Source organism: Vogesella alkaliphila (assembly GCF_014652475.1).
Classification (GTDB): Bacteria; Pseudomonadota; Gammaproteobacteria; order Burkholderiales; family Chromobacteriaceae; genus Vogesella; species Vogesella alkaliphila.
The window spans coordinates 178,230-203,792 of sequence record NZ_BMYW01000001.1 but is presented as its reverse complement, the minus strand read 5'-3'; the positions used below and the strand labels follow the sequence as shown (position 1 = coordinate 203,792).

The 25,563-nt window shown below is 66.4% G+C and carries 27 protein-coding genes; 18 read left to right on the top strand and 9 right to left on the bottom strand.

Annotated features, from left to right (window positions below):
• Window positions 1-126: 126 nt before the first annotated feature.
• The 7 genes from IE100_RS00995 to IE100_RS00965 form a co-directional block, all read right to left on the bottom strand.
• Entirely contained in the window at window positions 127-1,578 is a 1,452-nt protein-coding gene (locus tag IE100_RS00995; RefSeq protein ID WP_189372197.1) for an aldehyde dehydrogenase, read from the bottom strand.
• A 62-nt stretch (window positions 1,579-1,640) separates the two neighbouring features.
• Complete coding sequence (gene tatA / locus IE100_RS00990; protein ID WP_189372194.1) at window positions 1,641-1,817, bottom strand: Sec-independent protein translocase subunit TatA; 177 nt, start codon at window positions 1,815-1,817, stop codon at window positions 1,641-1,643.
• Window positions 1,818-1,878: 61 nt separating this feature from the next.
• The gene (locus IE100_RS00985; protein WP_189372192.1) at window positions 1,879-2,187 is read right to left on the bottom strand and encodes a high-potential iron-sulfur protein; all 309 of its coding nucleotides are present in this window, start codon (window positions 2,185-2,187) and stop codon (window positions 1,879-1,881) included.
• Window positions 2,188-2,245: 58 nt separating this feature from the next.
• Window positions 2,246-3,718: an aldehyde dehydrogenase family protein gene (locus IE100_RS00980; RefSeq protein ID WP_189372191.1), complete on the bottom strand. Its 1,473-nt coding sequence runs from the start codon at window positions 3,716-3,718 to the stop codon at window positions 2,246-2,248.
• Between the two features lie 15 nt (window positions 3,719-3,733).
• Entirely contained in the window at window positions 3,734-5,284 is a 1,551-nt protein-coding gene (locus IE100_RS00975; protein ID WP_189372190.1) for an FAD-binding oxidoreductase, read from the bottom strand.
• A gap of 13 nt (window positions 5,285-5,297) precedes the next feature.
• Entirely contained in the window at window positions 5,298-5,816 is a 519-nt protein-coding gene (locus IE100_RS00970; protein ID WP_189372189.1) for a hypothetical protein, read from the bottom strand.
• A gap of 15 nt (window positions 5,817-5,831) precedes the next feature.
• The gene (locus IE100_RS00965) at window positions 5,832-6,158 is read right to left on the bottom strand and encodes a c-type cytochrome (protein ID WP_189372188.1); all 327 of its coding nucleotides are present in this window, start codon (window positions 6,156-6,158) and stop codon (window positions 5,832-5,834) included.
• Between the two features lie 569 nt (window positions 6,159-6,727).
• Here IE100_RS00965 and IE100_RS00960 point away from each other — a divergent pair.
• Window positions 6,728-8,623, top strand: a complete 1,896-nt coding sequence (locus IE100_RS00960; protein ID WP_189372187.1) for a bifunctional sugar phosphate isomerase/epimerase/4-hydroxyphenylpyruvate dioxygenase family protein — start codon at window positions 6,728-6,730, stop codon at window positions 8,621-8,623.
• 47 nt (window positions 8,624-8,670) lie between these two features.
• Here IE100_RS00960 and IE100_RS00955 read toward each other — a convergent pair whose 3' ends face one another.
• Window positions 8,671-8,874, bottom strand: a complete 204-nt coding sequence (locus IE100_RS00955) for a hypothetical protein (RefSeq protein WP_189372186.1) — start codon at window positions 8,872-8,874, stop codon at window positions 8,671-8,673.
• Window positions 8,875-8,932: 58 nt separating this feature from the next.
• Between IE100_RS00955 and aroQ the strand changes: the two genes are divergently transcribed.
• The 15 genes from aroQ (at window position 8,933) to IE100_RS00880 (ending at window position 23,307) form a co-directional block, all read left to right on the top strand.
• Window positions 8,933-9,373: a type II 3-dehydroquinate dehydratase gene (gene aroQ / locus IE100_RS00950; RefSeq protein WP_189372185.1), complete on the top strand. Its 441-nt coding sequence runs from the start codon at window positions 8,933-8,935 to the stop codon at window positions 9,371-9,373.
• A 79-nt stretch (window positions 9,374-9,452) separates the two neighbouring features.
• On the top strand, window positions 9,453-9,956 hold the full coding sequence (locus tag IE100_RS00945) for a TRAP transporter small permease (RefSeq protein WP_189372184.1): 504 nt from the start codon (window positions 9,453-9,455) through the stop codon (window positions 9,954-9,956).
• Between the two features lie 21 nt (window positions 9,957-9,977).
• A complete protein-coding gene (locus IE100_RS00940) occupies window positions 9,978-11,258 on the top strand; it encodes a TRAP transporter large permease subunit (RefSeq protein ID WP_189372183.1) in 1,281 nt (426 codons plus the stop codon).
• Between the two features lie 62 nt (window positions 11,259-11,320).
• On the top strand, window positions 11,321-12,328 hold the full coding sequence (locus tag IE100_RS00935; protein ID WP_229800165.1) for a TRAP transporter substrate-binding protein: 1,008 nt from the start codon (window positions 11,321-11,323) through the stop codon (window positions 12,326-12,328).
• Window positions 12,329-12,392: 64 nt separating this feature from the next.
• Window positions 12,393-13,289, top strand: coding sequence for a shikimate dehydrogenase (locus IE100_RS00930; protein WP_189372181.1), 897 nt, complete (start codon window positions 12,393-12,395; stop codon window positions 13,287-13,289).
• A 167-nt stretch (window positions 13,290-13,456) separates the two neighbouring features.
• A complete protein-coding gene (locus IE100_RS00925) occupies window positions 13,457-14,371 on the top strand; it encodes a LysR substrate-binding domain-containing protein (RefSeq protein ID WP_189372180.1) in 915 nt (304 codons plus the stop codon).
• 267 nt (window positions 14,372-14,638) lie between these two features.
• Window positions 14,639-15,739 (top strand): 4-oxalomesaconate tautomerase, encoded by a 1,101-nt coding sequence (locus IE100_RS00920; protein WP_189372179.1) that lies wholly within the window; start codon window positions 14,639-14,641, stop codon window positions 15,737-15,739.
• Window positions 15,740-15,876: 137 nt separating this feature from the next.
• The gene (locus tag IE100_RS00915; RefSeq protein WP_189372178.1) at window positions 15,877-17,232 is read left to right on the top strand and encodes an MFS transporter; all 1,356 of its coding nucleotides are present in this window, start codon (window positions 15,877-15,879) and stop codon (window positions 17,230-17,232) included.
• A 75-nt stretch (window positions 17,233-17,307) separates the two neighbouring features.
• Window positions 17,308-18,333 carry an amidohydrolase family protein gene (locus IE100_RS00910; RefSeq protein ID WP_189372177.1) on the top strand — a complete coding sequence of 342 codons (1,026 nt, stop codon included), beginning with the start codon at window positions 17,308-17,310 and terminating at the stop codon, window positions 18,331-18,333.
• Between the two features lie 10 nt (window positions 18,334-18,343).
• A complete protein-coding gene (gene ligK / locus IE100_RS00905; protein WP_189372176.1) occupies window positions 18,344-19,039 on the top strand; it encodes a 4-carboxy-4-hydroxy-2-oxoadipate aldolase/oxaloacetate decarboxylase in 696 nt (231 codons plus the stop codon).
• Between the two features lie 60 nt (window positions 19,040-19,099).
• Complete coding sequence (locus IE100_RS00900; RefSeq protein ID WP_189372175.1) at window positions 19,100-20,023, top strand: amidohydrolase family protein; 924 nt, start codon at window positions 19,100-19,102, stop codon at window positions 20,021-20,023.
• Between the two features lie 3 nt (window positions 20,024-20,026).
• A complete protein-coding gene (gene ligA, locus IE100_RS00895; protein ID WP_189372174.1) occupies window positions 20,027-20,464 on the top strand; it encodes a protocatechuate 4,5-dioxygenase subunit alpha in 438 nt (145 codons plus the stop codon).
• Between the two features lies 1 nt (window position 20,465).
• Window positions 20,466-21,335 (top strand): class III extradiol dioxygenase subunit beta, encoded by an 870-nt coding sequence (locus tag IE100_RS00890; RefSeq protein ID WP_189372173.1) that lies wholly within the window; start codon window positions 20,466-20,468, stop codon window positions 21,333-21,335.
• Window positions 21,332-22,294 (top strand): Gfo/Idh/MocA family oxidoreductase, encoded by a 963-nt coding sequence (locus IE100_RS00885; RefSeq protein ID WP_189372172.1) that lies wholly within the window; start codon window positions 21,332-21,334, stop codon window positions 22,292-22,294. The genes IE100_RS00890 and IE100_RS00885 overlap by 4 nt, the downstream gene beginning before the upstream one ends.
• An 11-nt stretch (window positions 22,295-22,305) precedes the next feature.
• Entirely contained in the window at window positions 22,306-23,307 is a 1,002-nt protein-coding gene (locus IE100_RS00880) for an aldo/keto reductase (protein ID WP_189372171.1), read from the top strand.
• Window positions 23,308-23,353: 46 nt separating this feature from the next.
• Here IE100_RS00880 and IE100_RS00875 read toward each other — a convergent pair whose 3' ends face one another.
• A complete protein-coding gene (locus IE100_RS00875) occupies window positions 23,354-24,271 on the bottom strand; it encodes a LysR family transcriptional regulator (protein WP_189372170.1) in 918 nt (305 codons plus the stop codon).
• 86 nt (window positions 24,272-24,357) lie between these two features.
• Here IE100_RS00875 and IE100_RS00870 point away from each other — a divergent pair, with 86 nt between their 5' ends.
• Window positions 24,358-24,708, top strand: a complete 351-nt coding sequence (locus tag IE100_RS00870; RefSeq protein ID WP_229800164.1) for a protocatechuate 4,5-dioxygenase subunit alpha — start codon at window positions 24,358-24,360, stop codon at window positions 24,706-24,708.
• A 2-nt stretch (window positions 24,709-24,710) separates the two neighbouring features.
• Window positions 24,711-25,550, top strand: coding sequence for a class III extradiol dioxygenase family protein (locus tag IE100_RS00865; protein WP_189372169.1), 840 nt, complete (start codon window positions 24,711-24,713; stop codon window positions 25,548-25,550).
• The last annotated feature ends 13 nt before the right edge of the window (window positions 25,551-25,563 follow it).

Sequence of the window (25,563 nt, the reverse complement as noted above, 5' to 3'; positions counted from 1 at the left end):
GATCCCAATGGGGCGATACGGCGTTAAAAGCGCCTTCGGCATGCTTGTTCATATCCAGTTAAACGTCGCTTCCTCAGCCGTTGTTGTCTTGTCTCGCGTGAGCGCGCGAGATCGTAAAACAGCTTCTTAGATCGGGTACTGCTGTGCGCCGCGCTGGATGCTGATCCAGCGCAACTCGGTAAATTCATCGATCGCGGCGCGACCGCCAAAACGGCCGTAACCGCTATCCTTCACCCCGCCAAACGGGATCTGCGCCTGGTCCAGCACCGTCGGGCCGTTGATGTGGCAGATGCCGGACTCGATGCGGCGGGCGACCTCCAGCGCGCGCAGCACGTCGCCGCCGAACACCGCCGCCGACAGCCCGTACTCGGAGTCGTTGGCCAGCGAGATCGCCTCCTCCACGTCGTCAAAGCGCAGCACAGCCACCACCGGGCCGAACGACTCCTCGCCGTACAGCCGCATCGCCGCGGTGACATGGTCGACCACGGTGGCGGTCATCACGCTGCCGCGCGCATGGCCGCCGGTCACCAGTTCGGCGCCCTTGCCGACCGCATCCTGCACCAGCGCCGTGATGCGTTCGGCGGCGCCGGCGCTGATCATCGGCCCCAGCGCACAGCCCGGCTCGTCCGGCAGCCCGGCCTTCAGGCTCAGCGCCTTGTCGGCGAGGCGTTGCACGAACGCGTCCGCCACCTTGCGATCGACGATGATGCGCTCGGTCGACATACAGATCTGGCCCTGGTTGAAGAAGGCGCCAAACGCCGCCGCCTTCACCGCCTCGTCCAGATCGGCGTCGTCCAGCACCAGCAGCGGCGCCTTGCCGCCCAGCTCCAGCAGGCAGCGCTTCAGGTAGCGCGCGGCGATCTCGGCGATGCTGCGGCCAACCCGGGTGGAGCCGGTGAAGTTCACCCGCCGCACCGCCGGGTGGCGGATCAGCGCCTCCACCACGTTGGCCGCATCGGCCGGCGCGTTCAGCACCACGTTGAGCACGCCCGGCGGCAGCCCGGCCTCGGCCAGCACCTCGCCCAGCAGGCGGTGGGTGTACGGGCACAGCTCGGAGCCTTTCAGCACCACCGTGTTGCCGCAGGCCAGCGGCATCGCCACCGCCCGCGCCGCCAGCAGCACCGGCGCATTCCACGGTGCGAAAGCCAGCACCACGCCCGCCGGCTGGCGCACCACCATCTCGATGGCGCCGGCACGGCTGGACGGTGGCAGCTCGCCCTGGATCTGCGTGACCAGCGCCGCCGCCTCGCGGAAGATGCCCGCCGCCAGCTGGCAGTTGAAGCTGCCCCAGGCCGCGGTGGCGCCGGTTTCCGCCGTCATCGCGGCGCTGAAATCGGCACTGCGCGCCACGATCAGGTCGGCGGCGCGGTCCAGCAGCGCGCGCCGCTGTTGCGGCAGCATCGCCGCCCAGGCGCCGAACGCCACCGTGGCGGCATTCACCGCCGCCAGCGCGCTGTCCACGCTCGCCGCCGCCGCCACGGTGGCGACCTCGCCATTGACCGGGTTGAGACAGTCGAAGGTGGCGCCGTCGGACGAGGCGACATCCCGGTTATCGATGAACAGCTGGGCGTGCAGCATGGCGCTCTCCGCAGGGTGATGGGTGATGCTGCGTTTGTATGCCGGCGCGCGCCGGCCGGCAACTAGCTTTTCGGCGTGGCATCGGCTGCGGGCGCGTCGTCCTCGCCCTGCATGCCCTGCCTGAAGCCGCGTACCGCGCCACCCAGGTCGGCGCCGACATGGCGCAGTTTTTTGGTGCCGAACACCAGCAGCACCACGGCCAGCACGATCAACCAGTGCCACAGGCTGAATGAACCCATTGCGCTCTCCTTGCTGTCGCCACGGCCGGCCTGCGGCCAACCCTGGCCCGGCGATTAACGGTCAGGCCTTCTTGACGTAGACGTTGCACCAGCCCTTGCCGGCGACCTGCTTGCCGGCCAGCATCGGACAGGGCGCGTAGGCGTCGCTGGCCTTGCCCTGGTAGAACTGGCAGTTGCTGCAGGCCTGGCCGGCGGCGTATTTCGGCTGCTTGGCCTTGTCGACCTTGCTGGCGTCGGCGACGTAGCCCAGTGCCACTGCGGTCGGGTCTTTGGCGTCCACTTTCGGGGCGGCGGCCAGCGCGCTGCGGGCCACGGCCAGCGCGGACACGACCCCCAAGCTGTTGATCAGGAAACTGCGGCGTGATTGCATGGTTTGCTCCTTGATGCACCGGCGGCCAGGCCGCCGGCGTACGGCAAGATGAAAAGGATCAGAACGGGTACGGGCGCGGCTGGAACTGCAGCGTCACCCACTGCGCGCGGGTGAACTCCTCGATCGCCCACTCGCCGTTGAAGCGGCCGAGACCGGAGTTCTTCTCGCCGCCGAACGGCGCGTTGGTCTGGTCGTCGACGGTGATGTCGTTGATGTGGCACATGCCGCTGCGGATGCCGCGGGCAAAGTGCAGGCCGCGGGCGTAGTCGCGGGTGAACACCGCGGCAGACAGGCCGTACTCGCTGGCATTGGCCAGTTCCAGCGCGTGCGCCTCGTCGCGGGCCTTGATCACCGGCAGCACCGGGCCGAAGGTCTCGTCCACGGCGATGGACCAGCTGGGGTCGACGTCCACGAACAGGTGCGGCGGCAGCACATTGCCCTGCGGCGCGCCGCCGACCAGCAGCGTGGCGCCATCCTTTTTCGCCTGTTCGATCTTGGTCAGCACGCCGTCCAGCTGCTTGCCGTTGATCAGCGGGCCGACGATGTTGGCCGCATCGGCCGGGTCGCCGTACGGTAGCTTTTCGACGCGCGCCTTCAGCGCGGCAACGAACTGGTCGTGCACCCTGGCGTCGACGATCACGCGGTTGGTGCTCATGCAGATCTGGCCCTGGTGCAGGAAGCGGCCGACTACCGCCGCCTGCGCCGCCTGCTCGATGTCGGCGTCGTCCAGCACCACCAGCGGGGCGTTGCCGCCCAGCTCCAGCGCCACGCGCTTGATGTGCTGCCCGCCGGTGGCGATGCGGCCAACGTTGCGGCCCACCTCGGTGGAGCCGGTGAACGAGATCAGGCTCGGCACCGGATGGGCGACGAAGTGATCGCCGATCTCGCTGCCGGCACCGGCCACCACGCTGAACAGCCCGGCCGGCAGGCCGGCTTCCTCGTAGATCTTGGCCAGCAGCAGGCCACCGGTCACTGGGGTATCGCTGGCCGGCTTCACCACCACAGCGTTGCCCAGCGCCAGTGCCGGGGCGATGGAGCGCGCGGTCAGGTGGTAGGGGAAGTTCCACGGACTGATCACGCCGACCACGCCCAGCGGCGCACGGTAGACGCGGCTTTCCTGATTCGGGATGGCCGAGGCCAGGATGCGCCCCTCGACGCGGTTGCAGAAGGTAGCGGACTCCTGGGTGATGCGGCGCGCGCTGTCCCATTCGATGATGGCCTTCAGCCGCGAGCTGCCGGATTCGCGCACGATCCAGTCCTGGATCTCCTCGGCGCGCGCCAGCATGATCTCCACCGCGCGGTGCAGCACCGCGGCGCGCTCTTCCGGCAGGCGGGCCGCCCACGCCTGCTGCGCGGCGGCGGCGGCGGCGTAGGCCGCGTCCACGTCGTCGCGGCTGGCCAGCTGCAGCTGCAGCAGGGTGTCGCCGGAGTACGGGTTGCTATTGGTCAGCTGCTGGCTGGAACTGCCGCGGCGCCACTGGCCGGCGATCGGCTGCAGTTCGAAGCCGTCGTATGCTTGTTTCGTTGTCATCGCTTGTTTCCTGCCTTAGATGCGGATGCCGGACTTGCCCGGTGCCAGAATGCCGTTCGGGTCCAGCGCGCGCTTGATGGTTTTTTCCAGCTTGCGCTTCACCGGGCCGTAGCTGTTGGCCACCCGTTCCTGGAACGCGGTGTTGACGCGGTACACGGCGTAGCCTTCCTTCTCGAACTCGTCCAGCAGCTCGGCAAAGCAGGCATTGGCGCGCTTGGTTTCCTCTTCGCTGCTGCGGTCGAACAGCACGTCGATCACGTGGTGCATGTCGCGCCAGCCGACGATGAATTCGCCGACGTAGTCGAGGCCGTGCTTGTTGAGGATGGTCTTGGCCAGCTTCACCTGCTTGTCGCACTCGCTGCCGCGCGCCTGGCTGACCGGGGCGAACCACATCGAGCCGCCGCCGCCGCGCCAGTTGTAGAGGCCGAATTCCTGCAGGTTGGGCACGCCGGACATCAGCTGCGCGCGGTACTTGAACGGCTGGGTGTCACCGGCCTCTTCCTGGGTCACGATGCGGCCCTTGCCGGCCTTCCTGATGGTCTCGGTGACGATCTTCCAGTTCACCTCCACCTGCTCCGGCGAGCCGTACAGCGCGGCGTACACGTTCCAGGCGCCGAGGTGCTTGTCCTTCTGGATCTGCTTGACGATGTGGTCCGGGGTGTGGCCGGGGGTGGTGATGTAATCGGAACGACGGGTGTTGCAGGTGGCGGCCTCCCACAGCGTGCCGGCGATCACCACCGCGTTGGGGATGATGTTGGCGATACGCAGCGGGCGCAGCATCTCCACGATCTCGCTAATGTCGGCCTCGTTGTCGAACTTGATCTCGAACGGCTTGAACACCGGCGGCTTCGGCATCAGCCAGAAGCCCATCTTGGTGCAGATGCCGTAGTTGGACTGGGTGAACATGCCGTCCAGCGTCGGGCCGTAACCCCACTTGAACACCTGCCACGCCTTGTCCCCCTTCACGCCGCCCATGCCGGTGCGGTACACGTCGCCGTTGGCCAGCACCACTTCCATGCCGCATTGCATCAGGAAGTGCTCGCCGTACGGGGTGTAGCCGACGCCGCGGTCCATGGTGTTGCCGACCGGGCCGGCGATGGCCGACGGCGCCGAGAACGACAGCATCAGCGGCAGCTTGTTGTCTTCGATGTAGTCGTACAGCTGCTGGTAGGTCACGCCCGGCTCCACCAGTGCAGTGCACAGCTCCGGGTCGATGTGGATGATCTTGTTCATCTTGCGCAGGTCGAGCACGATCTGGCCGCGCTCCACCGGCGCCGCCGAGCCGTAGCCGAAATTGCGGCCGGTGGAGATGGTCCACACCGGGATCTTGTACTCGTTGCAGATCTTCACCACCGCCTGCACCTGCTCCACGGTGGTGGCCATCACGATGGCGGACGGCACGTGCTTTTCGGTTTCCACCGCCATCATCACCTTGGTGTACGGCTGCAGGTGTTCGCCGGAAGTCAGCACGTTTTCCTTGCCCAGTGCGGCGGTGAACTTCTTGATGGCCGCGTCGAAACGGGCCTCGCTGACGCCCTTGGGCAGGGCAAGATATTTACTAGCCATGAGATAACTCCGTTCAGATCACGCAGCAGAAGGAAACGCAGGGGCTGCCCTGCGGATGGGATGCCGGCAGCACGTGCTCCGGGCTGGCCACCAGGGCCTGCCCCAGCGCGGCCAGCTGGGCGGCATCGCCACCCAGGCGCTGGTGCTGTTCGGACAGCACGCGGCCGCCGGACGAGCGCACCAGGTCCAGCAACACGGCGGCGGTGGCGTCATCCACCAGCCCGACCAGCATCGCCGGCTGCGCGTCCTGTGCCAGCGTGTGAATGTGGTTCAGCAAGCTGCCGTCCGGCCCGTTCAGCTGCAGTGCCGGCTGCTGCTGCATGCCATGCTGCCGCGCGGCGGTACTGACACCGGCCAGAAACTGGTGATCCAGTGCGCTGCCGGATACCACGGCGGTCAGCGACAGCGTGGCATTGGCGGCCAGGGTCTTGCCGGCGGGCAGCGCGCTGGCGGCCTGCGCCAGCGAGCCGCCGGTGAAGGCGAGGCCGACGGCGGCCAGGCCCTTGAGCAAAGTGCGACGATCGGTAGTCATGCCAGCTCCTCCCGCTTACGGTTTGGGCTTGGAGTTGGCGAGGTATTTCGCCAGACTCTGCAAGGTGGCGTCGTCGATGTCCGACACGCGGAAGGCCGGCATCGCGCGCAGGCCGCTGCGCGGGATGGTGGTGAAGATCACCTCCGGCAGGCCGCGGCCGAGCAGTACCGGACCGATACCGGTCTCGTGGCACTTGGCGCAGATTTTTTCGTAGTACTGCTGGCCCCTGGAGATCTCGGCCGTGCCTTCGGCGCCGGCGCTCATCGCCGTCACCGCCAGCAAGCCAGCCAGCAGCACGCCCGGCACCGTCCGCGTGCCTATCCTGTTCCCGTTACTCACCATTTTTCTCCTTGTGTGTGTCCGCACTTCACCCGTCCGCCGTCGCGGCGAAACTGTTATGGCCTGCTGATGACGGGGTGAAACCGCCTGCCCACCAGACGCTGTTTTTTTGACCTGATGCAAGGTTGTTGCAACACCGATCTGGTAGTGGTGCCAAAACTCTATAGTCGATGCCGCGGCCCCTCAATATCGTTTTTTGGGTATTTATGGCACTTTTTTGGGAAATGTAGTTTTCGCATTACAAAAATGTGAAACCGCGCTAAGTCACTGACATAAAAAACGATTTTTCACGATGGCATTGAGCGTCCTCTCCCCGCCCGCGCCGCCGGTGGCCACCCCCATCGAAAAGTAGCAGTCAAACGCGGCCACGGTTTCCCTCCCCGTCCCCGCCCTGTTGCAGCCTGCGGCCAACGTTGGCCGCGGCAGGACAGCGGCGGACACTCAGCCGGTACCGCAGTGTCGCCAATTTGTCGCAGCCATCCGTGCGAATCACGCCGCGCAGGCAAGAATTCTCGACATATGTACCAATTGGTACATAATGCGAAAATACACACCCAATAACGGAGGATGGCATGAAGCATTCCATTGCAACCGTGTCCCTGAGCGGCACGCTGCCGGAGAAGCTGGAGGCGATCGCGGCAGCCGGTTTTGACGGCGTCGAGATCTTTGAAAACGACCTGCTCTACTTCGACGGCACCCCGGCCACCGTGCGCCGCATGTGCGCCGACCTGGGACTGGAAATCATGCTGTTCCAGCCGTTCCGCGATTTCGAGGGCGGCCCGCGCGAGCGGCTGGCGCGCAACCTCGACCGCGCCGAACGCAAGTTCGACCTGATGCAGGAGCTGGGCACCGACCGCATCCTGGTATGCAGCAGCGTGGCGCAGGACACCAGCCAGGACGACGCGCTGATTGCCGACGACCTGCGCCAGCTGGCCGAGCGCGCCGCGCGCCGCGACATCCTGGTCGGCTACGAGGCGCTGGCCTGGGGCCGCCACGTCCACTCCTACCGGCACGCCTGGCGCCTGGTGCAGCAGGCCGACCACCCCAACCTCGGCATCATCCTCGACAGCTTCCACACCCTGGCGATCCGGGACGACCTGTCGCTGCTGTCGCAGATCCCCGGCGACAAGATCGTGTTCGTGCAGCTGGCCGACGCGCCGCTGCTAAACATGGACGTGATGGAGTGGAGCCGCCACTTCCGCAGCTTCCCCGGCCAGGGCGATTTCGAGCTGGGCGCCTTCCTCGCGCCCATCATCGCCAGCGGCTACCGCGGCCCGCTGTCGCTGGAGGTGTTCAACGACGGCTTCCGCGCCGCGCCGACGCGGCTGACCGCCATCGACGGCCTGCGCTCGCTGCGCTATCTGGAAGAAGTCACCGCCCGTACCCTGCGCGCCGAGGGCGCCGGCAGCGTGGCCGACAGCCTGTTCTCGCCGCCGCCGGCCGCCGACTACCAGGGCGTGGAATTCCTGGAGTTCGCGGTCGACGACGACTCCGGCGCGCGGCTGGGCAAGCTGCTGCAACAGTTCGGCTTTTCCCGCGCCGGACAGCACAAGTCCAAGGACGTCACGCTGTACCAGCAGGGCGACATCAACCTGATCCTCAACGCCGAGCCGGATTCCTTCGCCCACGCCTTCTACGTGTCGCACGGCCCGTCGCTGTGCGCCGCGGCGTTCCGCACCGACGACGCGCAGCAGGCGCTGACCCGCGCCAAGCTGTACGGCTGCAAGCCGTTCGAAAGCCGCGTCGGCCCCAACGAGCGCCACATCCCGGCGGTGCGCGCGCCGGACGGCAGCCTGCAGTATCTGGTTGCGGCCAACGTTGACGGCGACTCCATCTACCAGTCGGACTTCGACGCCTGCGATACGGCCACGCCTGGCCTCGGCCTGACCGCGCTGGACCACTTCGCCATCGGCCTGCCGGCGGAGACGATGGACAACTGGATCCTGCACTTCCGCGCCATCTTCGACTTTGCCACCGAGCACGAGTGGACGCTGCCGGACCCGTACGGCCTGATGAAGAGCCGCGTGGTGCGCAGCGCCAACAACAGCATCCGCATTCCGCTCAACATCTCGGAAAACCGCAACACCGCCATCGCGCGCTCGGTGTCGACCTACAAGGGCTCCGGCCTGCAGCACATCGCCTTCGCCAGCGACGACATCTTTGCCGCGGTGGTGCAGGCACGCGTGGGCGGCGTGCCGCTGCTGGACATCCCCGACAACTACTACGATGACCTGCTGGCGCGTTTCAGCCTCGACGACGACTTTGTCGCGCGCCTGCGGCAGCACAACGTGCTGTACGACCGCGACGCCGGCGGCGGCGAATTCCTGCACGTGTACTCCGCGCCGTTCGACGAGCGCTTCTTCTTCGAGATCGTGCAACGCCTCGGCAGCTACGACCAGTACGGCGCCGCCAACGCGCCGGTGCGGCTGGCGGCACAGGCACAGCGCCGCAACCGCCAGGGTGGCTAGTTCCCCCCCATCCACTCTCCTTCGGGCGCCGGTCGGCGCCCGTTTTTTTACCCGGCGCCGCTTGGCACGCCCGTTTGCTGCAACGCAGAAAATTCGGGCCTGCCGGCGCTGTTGCGGATCACCACAATCCGCCCGCGCAAGACCTTGATTTGCCTCAATCCGGCATTGACAAAGCGGCGGTGATAGGCCATTCTTTCATTATGTACCAACAGGTACATTTCTAAAAAAGACACAGAGAGATTGAGGAGCACGACATGTTCTTCCCACCATCGCCGGCCGTGGCCGCCCCCCGCCTGGGAGCGCGCTGACATGGCCACCGACATCCTGGTACTGAACGGCCCGAACCTGAACCTGCTGGGCAAACGCCAGCCGGAAATCTACGGTCACGAAACCATCGCCGACGTCGAGCGCAGCTGCCGCAGCGTGGCGCGCGAATACGGCCTCACCATCGACTTCCGCCAGAGCAACGACGAGGCGCAGCTGATCGACTGGATCCACCAGGCGCGCGACCAGCACGCCAGCATCGTGATCAATCCGGCCGGCTACAGCCACACCTCCGTCGCGCTGATGGACGCGCTGTCCGCCTTCCCCGGCCACATCATCGAAGTGCACATCAGCAACATCCACCGCCGCGAGAGCTTCCGGCATCTGTCCTACGTTTCGAAAGTGGCGACCGGCGTGATCTGCGGTCTGGGCACCGCGGGTTACCACCTCGCGGTGCACCACCTTGCCTGCCACCTGAAGAAATAAACGACAAGCCGTTTTCTTGACTGGCAGACCGCTGCTGTCGCGCCCCGGCGCCGCAGCGGTGTGCTGCATGGAGGTTGTGATGGAAAAAGTAATCGACGTATCGATGCAGATACTGAAAGGCATGATGGCCTTGCTGCTGGCCGGCATGGTGGTGCTGGTGTTCACCAACGTGGTGCTGCGCTACAGCTTCAACAGCGGCATCAGCGTGTCCGAAGAGCTGTCGCGCTGGTTCATGATCTGGATGACCTTCCTCGCCGCCATCGTCGGCGTACGCGAAAAGGGCCACCTCAATGTCGACAGCCTGGTCCGGCGCCTGCCGGTTCTGGCCCAGAAGGTCTGCCACGTGTTGATGGAGGGCATCGTGCTGTACCTGCTGTGGCTGTTCGGCAGCGGCAGCTGGCAGCAGGTGGTGATCAACCTTGATGTCCCGGCGCCGATGACCGGCCTGCCGATGGCGACGGTGTACCTGGCCGGCCTGGTGTTCAGCCTGCTGTCCGCCGTCGTCGTCGTATTCGATCTGTACAAGGTGTTCAGCGGTGCGCCGGTGTCCGACGCGCACACCACGCTGAATATCGCTGACTAAGCCCCGGCCGGAGACTTCATCGTGATTCTGACTATCTTCCTTGGCACCCTGCTCGGAGCCATGGCAATGGGCATGTCGATTGCCTTTGCCCTGCTCTTGTCCGGCGTGGCGCTGATGTACCACATGGACATGTTCGACGCGCAGATCGTCGCGCAGAACCTGATCAACGGCGCCGACAGCTTCGCGCTGCTGGCGGTCCCGTTCTTCCTGCTCGCCGGCGAGGTGATGAATGTCGGCGGCCTGTCGCGCCGCATCGTCAACGTGGCGCTGGCGCTGGTCGGCCACGTCAAGGGCGGCCTCGGCTACGTCGCCATTCTCGCCTCCTGCATCCTGGCTAGCCTGTCCGGCTCGGCGGTGGCCGACGCCGCGGCGCTGGCGGTGCTGCTGGTGCCGATGATGGTGCGTGCCGGCCACGACCAGGCCCGCTCCAGCGCGCTGATCGCCGCCGGCGGCATCATCGCGCCCATCATCCCGCCCAGCATCGGTTTCATCCTGCTGGGGGTGGCCGGCAACCTGTCGATCTCCAAGCTGTTCCTCGCCGGCATCGTGCCCGGCATCCTGATCGCCGCCTCGCTGTGCGTGGCGTGGTGGTGGGTGTCGCGCTCGGAAGACATCCAGCCGGCGCCGCGCAAGTCGGCGGCCGAGATCATCGCCGCGGTGCGTGACGGTTTCTGGGCGCTGCTGCTGCCCGGCATCATCATCGGCGGCCTCAAGTTCGGCATTTTCACCCCGACCGAGGCGGCGGTGGTGGCCGCGGTGTACTCGCTGTTCGTGGCGATGGTGGTCTACCGCGAGCTGAAGCCGTCGCAGCTGTTCCATGTGCTGACCGTGTCGGCCCAGACCACCGGCATCGTGATGTTCCTGGTCGCCGCCTCGCTGGTGTCGGCGTGGATGATCACCATCGCCGACCTGCCGTCGCAGCTGATCGAGCTGCTGGCGCCGCTGATGGACGACCCGACGCTCCTGATGCTGGTGATCATGCTGATCATCGTGCTGGTGGGCACCGCGATGGACATGGCGCCGACCATCCTGATCCTGGCGCCGGTGCTGGTCCCGGTGGTGACCCAGGCCGGTATCGACCCGATCTACTTCGGCGTGCTGTTCATCATCAACACCTCGATCGGCCTGATCACGCCGCCGGTGGGCACCGTGCTCAACGTGGTGTGCGGCGCCACCCGCACCAAGATGGGGGCGCTGATCAAGGCGATCAGCCCCTTCCTGATCGCCGAGCTGGCGGTGCTGTTCCTGCTGGTGCTGTTCCCGAGCATCGTCACTGTGCCGGCCGCCTGGTTTGCCCGTTGAGTTTCCGTAGCACCTCCGGGGAGGAGACCCCGGAGTCCAATTCCAACATGGAGAGAGACATCATGAAGTTGAACCACATCGCCGTGCTCGGCACCGCATCCATCCTTGCCCTCGGCCTCGCCGGCCAGGCCAGCGCCGCCGACATCAAGGAACGCACGCTGCGCTTCTCCTTCCTCAATGCCAAGGACCACCCGCAGGGCATGGGTGCCGCCAGGTTCGCCGAGCTGGTGAGCAAGGCCTCCGGCGGCAAGATCACCGTCAAGCTGTTCGGCTCCGGCGTACTCGGCGGCGACGTGCAGACCGTGTCCTCGATCCAGGGCGGCACCCTCGACTTCACCGTGCTCAACGCCGGCCTGTTGTCCAGCCACGCCAAGGAGTTCGTGCTGTTCGACCTGCCCTTCCTGTTCAACAGCGGCAAGGAAGCCGACGCCATCGTCGACGGCCCGATCGGCAACAAGCTGCTGGCCAGACTGCAGGGCAAGGGCATGGTCGGTCTCGGTTACTGGGAGCTGGGCTTCCGCCACCTGACCAACAACGTGCGTCCGGTAGCGAAGATGGAAGACATCGCCGGCCTCAAGGTGCGCGTGGTGCAGTCGCCGCTGTATATCGAGATGTTCTCGGCGCTGGGCGCCAACCCGGTACCGATGCCGTTCACCGAGCTGTACACCGCGCTGGAACAGCGCGCGGTCGACGGCCAGGAAAATCCGGAAGCCACCATCCTGGGCACCAAGCTCAACGAAGTGCAGAAGTACATGACCCTCACCGGCCACATCTACAACCCGCAGGTGCTGCTGGCCAGCCAGAAGCTGTGGGACCAGCTGTCCGCCGACGAGAAGAAGCTGCTGCAGAAGGCCGCGCGCGACGCCACGCTGTACCAGCGCAAGGTCAATCGTGACGGTGCCGCCCAGGCGCTGGCCAAGCTGAAGGCGTCGATGAAGGTGAACGAGCTATCCGCCGCCGAAAAAGGCCGCATCCGCATCAAGCTGCAGGGCGTGACGAAGAAGTTCAGCGAAAACGTCGGCCCGCAGCTGATGGGCGAGCTGAACAGCGAACTGGCCAAGCTGCGCTAACCCACTCCCCCCAAGCCCGGCGCCGCCCGCTGGTCGCGCCGGGAGCCAACCACCGAGGCATGACATGATCTCTGAAGTTTCATCATTCGCAACCGAGCACGGCGTGCCGGACAAGGTGCTGATCGGCCTGATCGGTGCGGATATCCAGCGTTCAAAGTCGCCCTATCTGCACGAGCAGGAAGCGGCCGAGCTGGGCTTCAAGCTGCACTACCAGCTGATCGACCTCAGCCGTATCGGCAAGGGTGTCGAGGCGCTGCCGGCGCTGCTCGCGGCCGCCGAAGCCTGCGGTTTTGCCGGCGTCAACATCACCCACCCCTGCAAGCAGGCGGTGATCCCCTATCTCGATGAGCTGTCGGAAGACGCGCGCCAGATCGGTGCCGTCAACACCGTGGTGTTCCGCGACGGCAAGCGCTACGGCCACAACACCGACTGGTCCGGCTTTGCCGAGCCCTTCCGTCGCCACTTCGCCGACGACGACCTGCAGCGCGTGGTGCTGCTCGGCGGCGGCGGTGCCGGCTCCGCCGTCGCCCACGCGCTGCTGGTGGCCGGCACCCGCGAGCTGGTGATCGTCGACCAGGACGCCCAGCGCGCCGCAACGTTGGCCGCACGCCTGCACGGTTACTTCCCGGAGCGGCGGGTGACGGGTAGCAGCGACGTGAGCCAGGCGCTGCCGGGCGCCAGCGGTCTGGTGCACGCCACGCCGACCGGCATGGACGGCCATCCCGGCCTGCCGCTGCCGGAGACGCTGCTGCACGGCGGCCTGTGGGTGGCGGAAGTGGTGTACTTCCCGCTGGAAACCGAATTGCTACAGCTGGCACGCCGGCGCGGCTGTCGCGTGCTCGACGGCGGCGGCATGGCGGTATGGCAGGCGATCGGCGCCTTTCAGCTGTTCACCGGCCGAGAGCCGGATACCGAGCGCATGGAGCGCCACTTCCGCGGCATGATCGCCGCCCAGGCCTGAACGTTATTCCCCTTTCTCATTGCGTTGCTTGTCTGGCCCGCGCCGGTGTTGTCACCGGTCGGGCCGTTTTTTTGTCCGACGGCACGGCGGTTATGCCGGAAAGGCATTCCTGCACCGCCCGCCATCGCGTATGCTGTCCTGTCCTCCCTTCCGTTTGCCGCGCCGCCATGGACCTGAAACAGATCGAGTATTTCGTCCGCGTTGCCGAGCTGGGCAGCTTCACCCGCGCCTCCATCGTGCTCGACATCGCGCAGCCGGCGCTCAGCCGCCAGATCCGCCAGCTGGAGGTGGAATTGCGCCAGACGCTGCTCTTGCGCAACGGCCGCGGCGTGACGCTGACCGAGGCCGGCAAGCTGCTGCTGGAACACGGCCGCGGCGTGCTGCACCAGGTGGAGCGCGCCAAGGAGGAGCTGGGCCGCGTGCGCGGCGCGCTGGCCGGCAAGGTGGCGCTGGGGCTGCCGCCCAGCCTGTCGCGGGTGCTGTCGGTGCCGCTGTCGCGCGCCTTCCGCACCCGGCTGCCGCAGGCGTCGCTGGCGATCCGCGAAGGCCTGTCGGCCAACATGCTGGAGGCGCTGCGCAACGGCCGGCTCGACGTCGCGCTGCTGTACAACCCGGTGCCGTCCTCCGACATCGACATCACGCCGCTGTGCGACGAGGCGCTGTACCTGGTGGAGCTGGCCGATGGCGACGCGGCGCCGGGCGTGGTGTCGCTGGCGGCGCTGGCCGCCAGGCCGCTGGTGATCCCGTCGCAGCCGCACGCCATCCGCATGCTGGTGGAGTCGCAGCTGGGCGCGCAGGGCTTGCGGCCAACCATTGCGCTGGAGATCGACAGCGTGCCGGCGATCCTGGAGCTGGTCGCCGACGGCGCCGGCTGCGCGGTATTGTCGCGGCTGGCGGTGTCGACCAGCGACAAGGCGGCGCGGCTGCGGCTGCGCCCGATCGGCGAGCCGGGCCTGGTCAGCCGGCTGGCGCTGGCGGTCAGCTCGCACCGCCCCAGCACGCTGACGCAGCAGGCGATGCAGGAGATGGTGCGCGAGATGGTGCCGCCCATCGTGACGGGCCAGGCCTTGCCGGCGGCGTAAGAACCTGCTCAATGTCTGCTGCGCGTCGGCGATACCGCGTTGAAAACGCCTTCGGAATGCTCATTGACCCCATGTCAACTCCGCTTCCTCAGCCGTTTTCGCCTTGTCTCGCTCTAGCTCGCGAGACTTTGAACAGGTTCTAAAGCAAGCCCGGCACACGCCGCCGCGACTGGCGGCTTTTCTCGGATTCAACCCATAGCAAACTGCTATATCTACTAGTTAGCCATCCATATTTTGCAGCATCACCGGCCGGCAGATACTGGCCGCATGCAGACCTCTATCCCTACCCTGTTCATGCGCGGCGGTACTTCGCGCGGCCCGTTCTTCAACGCAGCGGATTTGCCCGCCGACATTGAACTGCGCAACCGCGTGCTGCTCGCCGTGATGGGCTCGCCGGACCGCCGCCAGATCGACGGCCTCGGCGGCGCCAACCCGCTGACCAGCAAGGTCGGCATCGTGGCCCTGGGCACCACGCCCGGCATCGACCTCACCTTCCTGTTCGCGCAGATCACGCCGGACAAGGACACCGTCGATACCACCCCCAACTGCGGCAACATGCTGGCCGCCGTGGTGCCGTTCGCGCTAGAGACCGGCATGCTGCAGCCGCAGGGCGACACCAGCACCTTCCGCGTGCTGACGCTGAATACCGGCATGGCCTGCGACGTGACGGTGGAAACCCCGAACGGCCGGGTGCGCTACGACGGCGACGCCCGCATCGACGGCGTGCCCGGCACCGCCTCGCCGATCACCATCAATTTCCTCGATACCGCCGGCTCGGTGTGCGCCGGCCTGCTACCCACCGGCAAGGTGCGTGACGTGGTGACCGTGGCCGGCATCGGCGACATCGAGGTGACCTGCATCGACAACGGCATGCCGCTGGTGATGCTGCGCGCCGCCGACGTTGGCCGCACCGGCTACGAAACCGTGGCCGAGATGAATGCCGACACCGAGCTCAAGAGCAAGCTGGAGGCACTGCGCCTGCAGTGCGGCCAGCTGATGGGGCTGGGTGATGTCAGCAAGAAAACCTATCCCAAGATGACGCTGATCGCGCCGCCGCGCAGCGACGCCGGTAGCGTGACCACCCGCAGCTTCATCCCGCATGTCTGCCACGACGCCATCGGCGTGCTGGCGGCGGTGACCGTCGGCACCGCCTGCGTGCTGGACGGCGCCATCACCGACGGCATCGCGCGCATCGGCGATGGCCAGCGCAAGGTGGTGTCGGTGGAACACCCGACCGGCGAATTCTCGGTGGAGCTGGAGACCGATGCGGCCAACCCGCAAAACGTGACCCGCGCCGCGCTGTTGCGCACCGCGCGCCTGATCATGAAGGGCGAAGTGATGATTCCGGCTGCCGTCTGGCAGCGTTAAGCCGTATCCACAGATCGATCCTTATACAACAACAGGAGAGGACGATCCCGCCGCCACGCGGCAACCGGCAACCGTTTTACCCAGCCAGACCGCCACAGAGCGGTTCCGAGTCCAAACGCAACATAGAGATAACGACCATGACCAAACCATCTGTTGATGTGCAGGCGTTCATCAACCGCCATCCGTTCTCGCGGTTCCAGTGGATTACCTTCGCGCTGTGCTTCTGCATCGTGCTGCTGGACGGTTTCGATACCGCCGCCATCGGCTATATCGCGCCGTCGCTGATCCAGGAGTGGGGCGTCAGCAAGCCGGCGCTGGCGCCGGTACTCAGCGCCGCGCTGTTCGGCCTCGCCGCCGGCGCGCTACTGGCCGGCCCGCTGGCCGACCGCCTCGGCCGCAAGAAGGTGCTGACCGGCTCGGTGCTGGTGCTGGGCCTGTTCACCCTGCTTTCCGGCTTTGCCGGCGACCTTGAGAGCCTGACCGTGATGCGCTTCATCACCGGTATCGGCCTCGGCGCGGCGATGCCCAACGCGGTGACGCTGATGAGCGAATACTGCCCGACCGCGCGCCGCTCGCTGCTGACCAATGCCATGTTCTGCGGCTTCCCGCTCGGCGCGGCGCTGGGCGGCTTCCTCGCCTCGTGGATGATCCCGCAGTGGGGCTGGCGCAGCGTGCTGGTATTCGGCGGCGTGTCGCCGCTGCTGTTGCTGGTCGTGTTGCTGCTGCTGTTGCCGGAATCGGTGCGCTACATGGTGGCCAAGGGCCATGACCACGCCCGCATCCAGGCCGTGCTGAGCCGCATCTCCGCCAGCGCCAGCGAGGCCGCGTCCTTCTCCCTGTCCGAAACCCGCGCCGTCGCCGCCGGCAAGAGCGGCCTCGCCGTGGTGCTGTCGCCGTCCTACCGCGTCGGCTCGGTGATGCTGTGGCTGGCCTACTTCATGGGCCTGGTGATCTTCTACGCGCTGGTCAACTGGATGCCCATCCTGTTCAAGGACGCCGGTATCGCCCCGAAACAGGCGATGCTGATTTCGGCGCTGTTCCCGCTGGGCGGCATCGGCGCCGTGTTCTGCGGTTACCTGATGGACCGCTTCAACGCCGACCGCATCATCGCCATCGGCTACCTGCTCACCGCCGCGTCCATCTACGCCATCGGCCAGGCGACCGGCAGCGTCGGCCTGCTGGTGGTGGTGGTATTCGTCGCCGGCACCATCATGAATACCGCGCAATCGTCGATGCCGGCACTGGCCGCCGGCTTCTACCCGACCCAGGGCCGCGCCACCGGCGTGGCCTGGATGCTGGGCATCGGCCGCTTCGGCGGCATCGCCGGCTCCTTCCTGGTGGCCGAACTGGCGCGCCGCCAGCTGGGCTTCGACCAGGTGTTCATGGTGCTGGCCATCCCGGGCCTGATCGCCGCCACCGCGCTGTTCATCAAGCTGCGCGCCCATCCTGACAGCGGCAAGGTATCGCTGCAGGCCATGCCGCAAAGCCATTAATCACCGCCGCGGCTGCCGGGGCCCCCACCTGCCCCGGCCCGCGCGCCGCCCCCCTGCTACCGAGAGGAAACCGACATGATCATCGACTGCCACGGCCACTACACCACCGCGCCCAAGGCGCTGGAAGACTGGCGCAAGCGCCAGGTCGACAACCTGGCAACCCCGGAGCTGGGCCCGAAAGTGTCCGAGCTGAAGATCAGCGACGACGAGCTGATCGACACCATCGAGAGCAACCAGCTGCGCCTGATGAAGGAGCGTGGCGCCGACCTGACCATCTTCAGCCCGCGTGCCAGCTTCATGGCGCACCACATCGGCGACTTCAACACCTCGTCCACCTGGGCGGCGATCTGCAACGAGCTGTGTTTCCGGGTTTCACAGTTGTTCCCGGACCACTTCATCGGCGCCGCCATGCTGCCGCAAAGCCCGGGTGTGGATCCGGCCAGCTGCATCCCGGAGCTGGAGAAGTGCGTCAACGACTACGGCTTTGTCGGCATCAACCTCAACCCGGACCCGTCCGGCGGCCACTGGACCAGCCCGCCGCTGTCCGACAAGCAGTGGTACCCGATCTACGAAAAGATGGTGGAGTACGACATCCCGGCGATGATCCACGTCTCCACCAGCTGCAACTGCGCGTTCCACACCACCGGCGCGCACTACCTGAACGCGGACACCACCGCCTTCATGCAGTGCCTGACCTCGGACCTGTTCAAGGACTTCCCGACGCTGAAGTTCGTGATTCCGCACGGCGGCGGCGCAGTGCCCTACCACTGGGGCCGCTTCCGTGGCCTGGCGCAGGAGCTGAAAAAGCCGCTGCTGAAAGACCACCTGCTGAACAACATCTTCTTCGACACCTGCGTCTACCACCAGCCGGGCATCGACCTGCTGACGCGCGTGATCCCGGTCGACAACGTGCTGTTCGCCTCCGAGATGATCGGCGCCGTGCGCGGCATCGATCCGGAGACCGGCCACTACTACGACGACACCAAGCGTTACATCGAGGCGGCCAACCTGACCACCGACGAGCGTCACCAGATCTACGAAGGCAATGCCCGCCGCGTGTATTCGCGTCTGGACGCAGCACTCAAGGCCAAGGGCAAGTAAGGACATCTCCATGACACAAGCCATGAATCAATTAGGCGTGGTCAAGCGCCATATCGAGCGCGCCGATCCGGCCGCCGTCGCCAAGCTGGCACAGTTCGGCGTCGCCACCATTCACGAAGCCATGGGCCGCGTCGGCCTGATGAAGCCGTACCTGCGCCCGGTGTACCACGGCGCCAGGATCTGCGGCACCGCCGTCACCGTGCTGCTGCAGCCGGGCGACAACTGGATGATGCACGTGGCCGCCGAGCAGCTGCAGCCGGGCGATGTGGCGGTCGCCGCCTGCACCACCGACAACGAGGACGGCTTCTTCGGCGACCTGCTGGCCACCAGCTTCCAGGCACGCGGAGCGAAGGGGCTGATCATCGACGGCGGCGTGCGCGACGTGGAAGAACTGGAAAAAATGGGCTTCCCGGTGTTCTCCAAGGCGATCAACGCCAAGGGCACCATCAAGGCCACGCTGGGTTCGGTGAACATCCCGGTGATCTGCGCCGGCGCGCTGGTGAACCCGGGCGACGTGGTGATTGCCGACGTGGACGGCGTGGTGGTGGTGCCGGCCGCCATCGCGCAGCAGGTGGCCGACGCCGCCGAGAAGCGCGAGAGCTTCGAGGGCGAGAAGCGCGCCAAGCTGGCCGCCGGCGTGCTGGGCCTGGACATGTACCAGATGCGCGAACCGCTGGCAAAAGCCGGCCTGCGCTACATCGACTGAAGCGGCGCCACGCCGCAAGGTTGGCCGCATGCGGCCAACCTTGAGTTCAAGGACAGAATCATGCAATTTCAGAAAACCCCGGGCTGGCTGGACTGGTACCAGGGCCCGAGCCAACCCAGGTTCCAGCTGCCGGCCGGCGCGGTGGACGCCCACTGCCACGTGTTCGGCCCCGGCGAAGAGTTTCCGTACGCGCCGGAACGCAAGTACACCCCGTGCGACGCCAGCAAGCAGCAGCTGTTTGCGCTGCGCGACCGGCTGGGCTTTGCCCGCAACGTGATCGTACAGGCCACCTGCCACGGCGCCGACAACCGCGCGCTGGTGGATGCGCTGCTGCATTCCGACGGCAAGGCACGTGGCGTGGCGACGGTACGTCGCAGCGTGAGCGACGAGGAGCTGCAGGCGATGCACGACGCCGGCGTGCGCGGCGTGCGCTTCAACTTCGTCAAGCGGCTGGTGGATTTCACCCCCAAGGACGAATTGATGGAGACCGCCTCCCGTATCGCCCGCTTCGGCTGGCACGTGGTGATCTATTTTGAAGCGGTGGACTTGCCGGAGCTGTGGGACTTCTTCAGCGGCCTGCCCACCACCGTGGTGGTGGACCACATGGGCCGTCCGGACGTGAGCAAACCGGTGGACGGCCCGGAATTCGAGCTGTTCCTGAAGTTCATGCGCGACAATCCGAACGTGTGGAGCAAGGTCAGCTGCCCGGAACGGCTGTCGCTGACCGGCCCGCGCGCGCTGGACGGCGAGCAGGCCGCCTACCGTGACGTGGTGCCATTTGCACGCCGGGTAGTCGAAGAATTCCCGGATCGGGTACTGTGGGGCACCGACTGGCCGCACCCGAACCTGAAGGACCACATGCCGGACGACGGCCTGCTGGTGGACTTCATCCCGCACATCGCCCCCACCGCCGAGCTGCAACACCAGCTGCTGGTGGCCAACCCGATGCGCCTGTACTGGCCGGAAGAAACACAGGAAGCGTAAATCATGGCATTGAACAAACCGTATCTGGACCTGCCCGGCACCACCATTTTCGATGCCGAGCAATCGCGCAAGGGCTACTGGCTGAACCAGTTCTGCATGTCGCTGATGAAGGCCGACAATCGCGCCCGTTTCAAGGCCGACGAGCGCGCCTATCTCGACGAATGGGCGATGAGCGAGGAGCAGAAGCAGGCGGTGCTGGACCGCGACCTGAACCGCTGCATCGCGCTGGGCGGCAACATCTACTTCCTGGCCAAGATCGGCGCCACCGACGGCAAGAGCTTCCAGCAGATGGCCGGCAGCATGACCGGCATGACGGAAGAGGAATACCGCGACATGATGCTGGGCGGCGGCCGCTCGGCAGAAGGCAACCGCTATCTGGGCGAAGACGGCGACGCCCAGCCGCAGCACCAGCCGCAAGGCAAGAGCAAGGGGAGCAACTGATATGGCACGCATTACCGCGAGCGTTTACACATCGCACGTGCCGGCCATCGGCGCGGCACTGGATCTGGGCAAGGCGCAGGAGCCGTACTGGCAGCCGGTGTTTGCCGGCTACGACTACGGCAAGGAGTGGATCAAGGAGCAGAAGCCGGACGTGATCTTCCTGGTCTACAACGACCACGCTACTGCTTTCAGTCTGGATTTCATTCCGACCTTCGCCATCGGCACCGGTGCCGAATACCAGCCGGCCGATGAAGGCTGGGGCCCGCGCCCGGTGCCCAAGGTCATCGGCCATCCGCAGTTGGCGGCCCACATCGCGCAAAGCGTGATCCAGGACGACTTTGACCTCACCATCGTCAACAAGATGGACGTGGACCACGGCCTGACCGTGCCGCTGTCGCTGATGTTCGGCCAGCAGGACCCTCAACATGGCGCGTGGCCGTGCGCGGTGATTCCGTTCGCCGTCAACGTGGTGCAGTACCCGGTGCCGTCCGGCCGCCGCTGCTTCCAGCTGGGACAGGCCATCCGCCGCGCGGTGGAGTCGTTCGACGGCGACCTCAACGTGCAGATCTGGGGCACCGGCGGCATGAGCCACCAGCTGCAGGGCCCGCGCGCCGGCCTGATCAACAAGGAATGGGACAACGCCTTCCTCGACCGCCTGATCGCCGACCCGGCCGGTCTCGCTCAGCTGCCGCACATCGACTACGTGCGCGAAGCCGGCTCCGAGGGCATCGAGCTGGTGATGTGGCTGATCGCGCGCGGCGCGATGAGCGACGTCGCCGGCGGCCCGGCGCCGGAGGTGAAACAACGCTTCTACCACGTGCCGGCATCCAACACCGCCGTGGGTCATCTGATTCTGGAGAACAAGCAATGAGCAAGACCATCAAGGTAGCGCTGGCCGGCGCCGGCGCCTTCGGCATCAAGCATCTGGATGCCATCAAGAACATCGACGGCGTGGAAGTGGTATCGCTGGTTGGCCGCCGTTTCGACGCCACCAAGGAAGTGGCCGACAAGTACGGCATTCCGCACGTGGCCACCGACCTGGCCGAGTCGCTGGCGCTGCCGGAAGTGGACGCGGTGATCCTGTGCACCCCCACCCAGGTGCACGCCGAGCAGGCGATGCAGTGCCTGCGAGCCGGCAAGCACGTGCAGGTGGAGATTCCGCTGGCCGACAGCCTGGCCGATGCAGAGGCGGTGGTAGCGCTGCAGCAGCAGACCGGCCTGGTGGCCATGGTGGGCCATACCCGCCGCTTCAACCCCAGCCACCAGTACGTGCACCGCAAGGTGCAGGCTGGCGAGTTCAATATCCAGCAGATGGATGTGCAGACCTACTTCTTCCGCCGCACCAATATGAACGCGCTCGGTCAGGCGCGCAGCTGGACCGACCACCTGCTGTGGCACCATGCCGCCCACACCGTGGACCTGTTCACCTACCAGGCCGGCAGCCCCATCGTGCAGGCCAATGCCATCCAGGGCCCGATCCACCCGGAACTGGGCATCGCCATGGACATGTCCATCCAGCTGAAGGCGGCCAACGGTGCCATCTGCACCCTGAGCCTGTCGTTCAACAACGATGGCCCGCTGGGGACGTTCTTCCGCTACATCGGCGATTCCGCCACCTACATCGCCCGCTACGACGACCTGTACAACGGCAAGGAAGAGCAGATCGATGTCTCGAAAGTGGATGTGTCGATGAACGGCATCGAGCTGCAGGACCGCGAATTCTTCGCCGCCATCCGCGAAGGCCGCGAGCCGAACGCGTCGGTGGCCAAGGTGCTGCCGTGCTACCAGGTTCTGGCCAAGCTGGAACAGCAGCTGAACGCCGCGCTGTAAGGAAGTACGCCATGCAACAGCGACAACTCGGCCCGTTCACCGTCTCGGCCATTGGCCTCGGCTGCATGAATCTCAGCCACGCCTACGGCACGCCGCCGGCGCCGGAGCAGGCCGAGGCGCTGTTGCTGGCGGCTTTGGACGCCGGCATCACCCTGTTCGATACCGCCGCGCTGTACGGTTTTGGCGCCAACGAGGAGCTAGTTGGCCGCGTACTGGCGCCGCACCGCAGCCGCCTCACCCTGGCCAGCAAGTGCGGCATGACCGGAGTAGACGGTAAGCGGGTGATCGACGGCCGGCCGGCCACGCTCAAACGCACCTGCGAAGACGCGCTGCGCCGGCTGCGCACCGAGGTCATCGACCTGTACTACCTGCATCGCTGGGACAAGCAGGTGCCGATCGAGGACAGCGTGGGCGCGCTGGCCGAACTGGTGCGCGAAGGCAAGATCCGCAGCATCGGCCTGTCCGAGGTATCGGCCGACACCCTGCGCCGCGCCCATGCTGTACACCCGATCGCCGCGCTGCAGACCGAGTATTCGCTGTGGACGCGCAATGCGGAAATCGCCGTGCTGCAGGCCTGCCGCCAGCTGGGTGTGGCCTTTGTCGCCTTCAGCCCGCTGGGCCGAGGCTTCCTGGCCGACGGCCTGCCGGACCTGGCAACGCTGGCGGCGCTGGACGGCAAGGACATCCGCCGCGCCATGCCGCGCTTCAGCAGCGAAAACCATGCGGCCAACCTGGCGCTGCTGTCCGAGTTCCGCGCCATTGCCGCCGAGGCCGGCTGCTCCCCGGCGCAGCTGGCACTGGCCTGGTTGCTGACGCGTGGCGAGCATGTGATCCCGATACCCGGCACCACCAGCATCGCCCACCTGCTGGAAAACGTGGCCGCCGCCGGCATCCAGCCCGGCGTGGATACGCTGCAGCGGCTGGAAGCGCTGTTCGCCCGTGGCGCGGTGGCCGGCGCGCGCTACAACGCCGCTACCCAGGCCGAGATCGACACCGAGGAATTTGCCGGCTGACCGGCCCGTTGTTTTGCTCTGCCTCGCCCGCCATCGGCGGGCTTTTTTACGCCTGCTGGCTATCCGCCAGCACCTCGGCCACTACCTGCTCCAGCTCGCCGCGCAGCCAGCTGTGCGCCGGGTCGTGGCGATGCTTCAGGTGCCAGATCATGTACATCGGCATGCGGCCAACCCTGGCCGGCAGTGGGCAGTGCGCAAAGCCCTGCATCAGGCTGCGTGCCAGCAGGCCGGGCAGGGTGGCCAGCATGTCGCTGCCCTGCAGAAAGGCCGGGATGCCGGCAAACGACGGCACCGTTACCGCAAAGCGCCGCTCAATGCCGCGTGCCGCCAGCTGCTGATCCACATCCAGCATACGGCGCGGGTTGTACAGCACGCTGACGTGCTCGGCCGCCTGGTAGTCCGCCAGCCGCAGCGGCGCCTCGCGCACGGCAGCATCGTAGAACACCCGGTAGTCATCCTCGAACAGCCGCTTGTGCAGGATGTCGCTGGCGTCCGGCGGGCGCGGCGAGATCACCAGCTGGCAGTCGCCCTCGCGCAGCATCTCGGCACGCGGCACGTCGGACGGCAGCACCCGCAGCCGTACGCCCGGCGCCTGCCGGCGGAGCCGCTGCAGCAGCGGCGGCAGCAGCAGATCGCGCTGGAAATCGTTGGCCGCAATGCTGAAGGTGGTATGCAGCGTGGCGGGGTGGAACTCGTCGCCGGCGGCAAAGCGGCGCATGTCGTCCAGCAGCAGCCGTGCGTGCAGCGCCAGCGCCTCGGCGCGCGCGGTGGGCACTATGCCGCGGCCGCATTTCACGAACAGCGGGTCGCCGGTGATCTGCCGCAGCTTGCCCAGCAGGTGCGATACCGCCGACTGCGTCACCCCCAGCCGCTGCGCCGCGCCGGTAATCGATTGCGCCTCGAGAATGGCCAGCAGCAGCTGCAGCAGCTTGCCGTCGAGGTGCGAATAATCGAAATCGCTCATGAGTTCTATGAGAGTCCCTGTGTTTATCCGGGTTATTGCTTTGCGGATACTACGCATCACACCAAGTGGTAACAAGGAGAAACACCGTGACGCAAGCCAGCGGTTTCAACGTGCCGGGCACCTATCTGTTCGATGGGGACATGGCCATGAAGGGCTACGCCCTCAACAAGATGTGCTTTTCCTTCAACGACGCGGCCAACCGCCAGGCCTTCGCCGCCGACGAGGCCGGCTACTGCCGGCGCTACGGCCTGAACGCCGAGCAGTGCCGCGTGGTGCACGAGCGCGACGTGCTGGGCCTGTTGGCGGCCGGCGGCAATGTCTACTACCTGGCCAAGTTCGCCGGCATCCTCGGGCTGGACGTGCAGGACCTCGGCGCGTTGCAGACAGGGATGAGCAAGGAAGCGTTCAAACAGATGTTGCTGGAGGCAGGGAAATAATCATGGCAAAAATCGTAGGCGGCATTACCACTTCACACGTTCCGGCCATCGGCCGCGCCATCGCGCAGAACCTGCAGCAAGACCCGTACTGGAAGCCGTTCTTCGACGGTTTCGCCCCGGTGCAAAAGTGGCTGGACGAGGTGAAGCCGGACGTGGCGATCGTGATCTACAACGACCACGGGCTGAACTTCTTCCTCGACAAGATGCCCACCTTCGCCGTCGGCGCGGCGGCGCAGTACTGCAATGCCGACGAAGGCTGGGGCATTCCCACTCTGCCGCCGTTCGCCGGCGACGCCGAGCTGTCGTGGCGATTGATCAACAGCCTGGTAGCCGACGAGTTCGACATCACCACCTGCCAGGAAATGCTGGTCGATCACGCCTTCTCGCTGCCGATGAAGCTGCTGTGGCCCGAGCACGAGACCCCGCCGGTGCGCACCATCCCGGTGTGCATCAACACCGTGCAGTACCCGCTGCCGTCGGCCGCCCGCTGCTACAAGCTGGGCGAGGCGATCGCACGCGCGGTGGCGTCGTGGCCGGAGGAGCTGAAGGTGGTGGTGATCGGCAGCGGCGGCCTGTCGCACCAGCTGGACGGCGAGCGCGCCGGCTTCATCAACAAGGCCTTCGACCTGCAGTTCATGGACAGCCTCAGCACCGCGCCGAAATGGGCGACGCAGTACAGCAACGAGGAGCTGGTGGAGCAGACCGGCACCCAGGGCGTGGAGCTGCTGATGTGGCTGACCACCCGCGGCGCGCTGCCGGGCGAGGTGGTGGAGCGGCACCGCAACTACCACATCCCGATCTCCAACACCGCCGCCGGGCTGATGCTGTTCGAGTGCCGTTGAGGCGGGGTGAGCC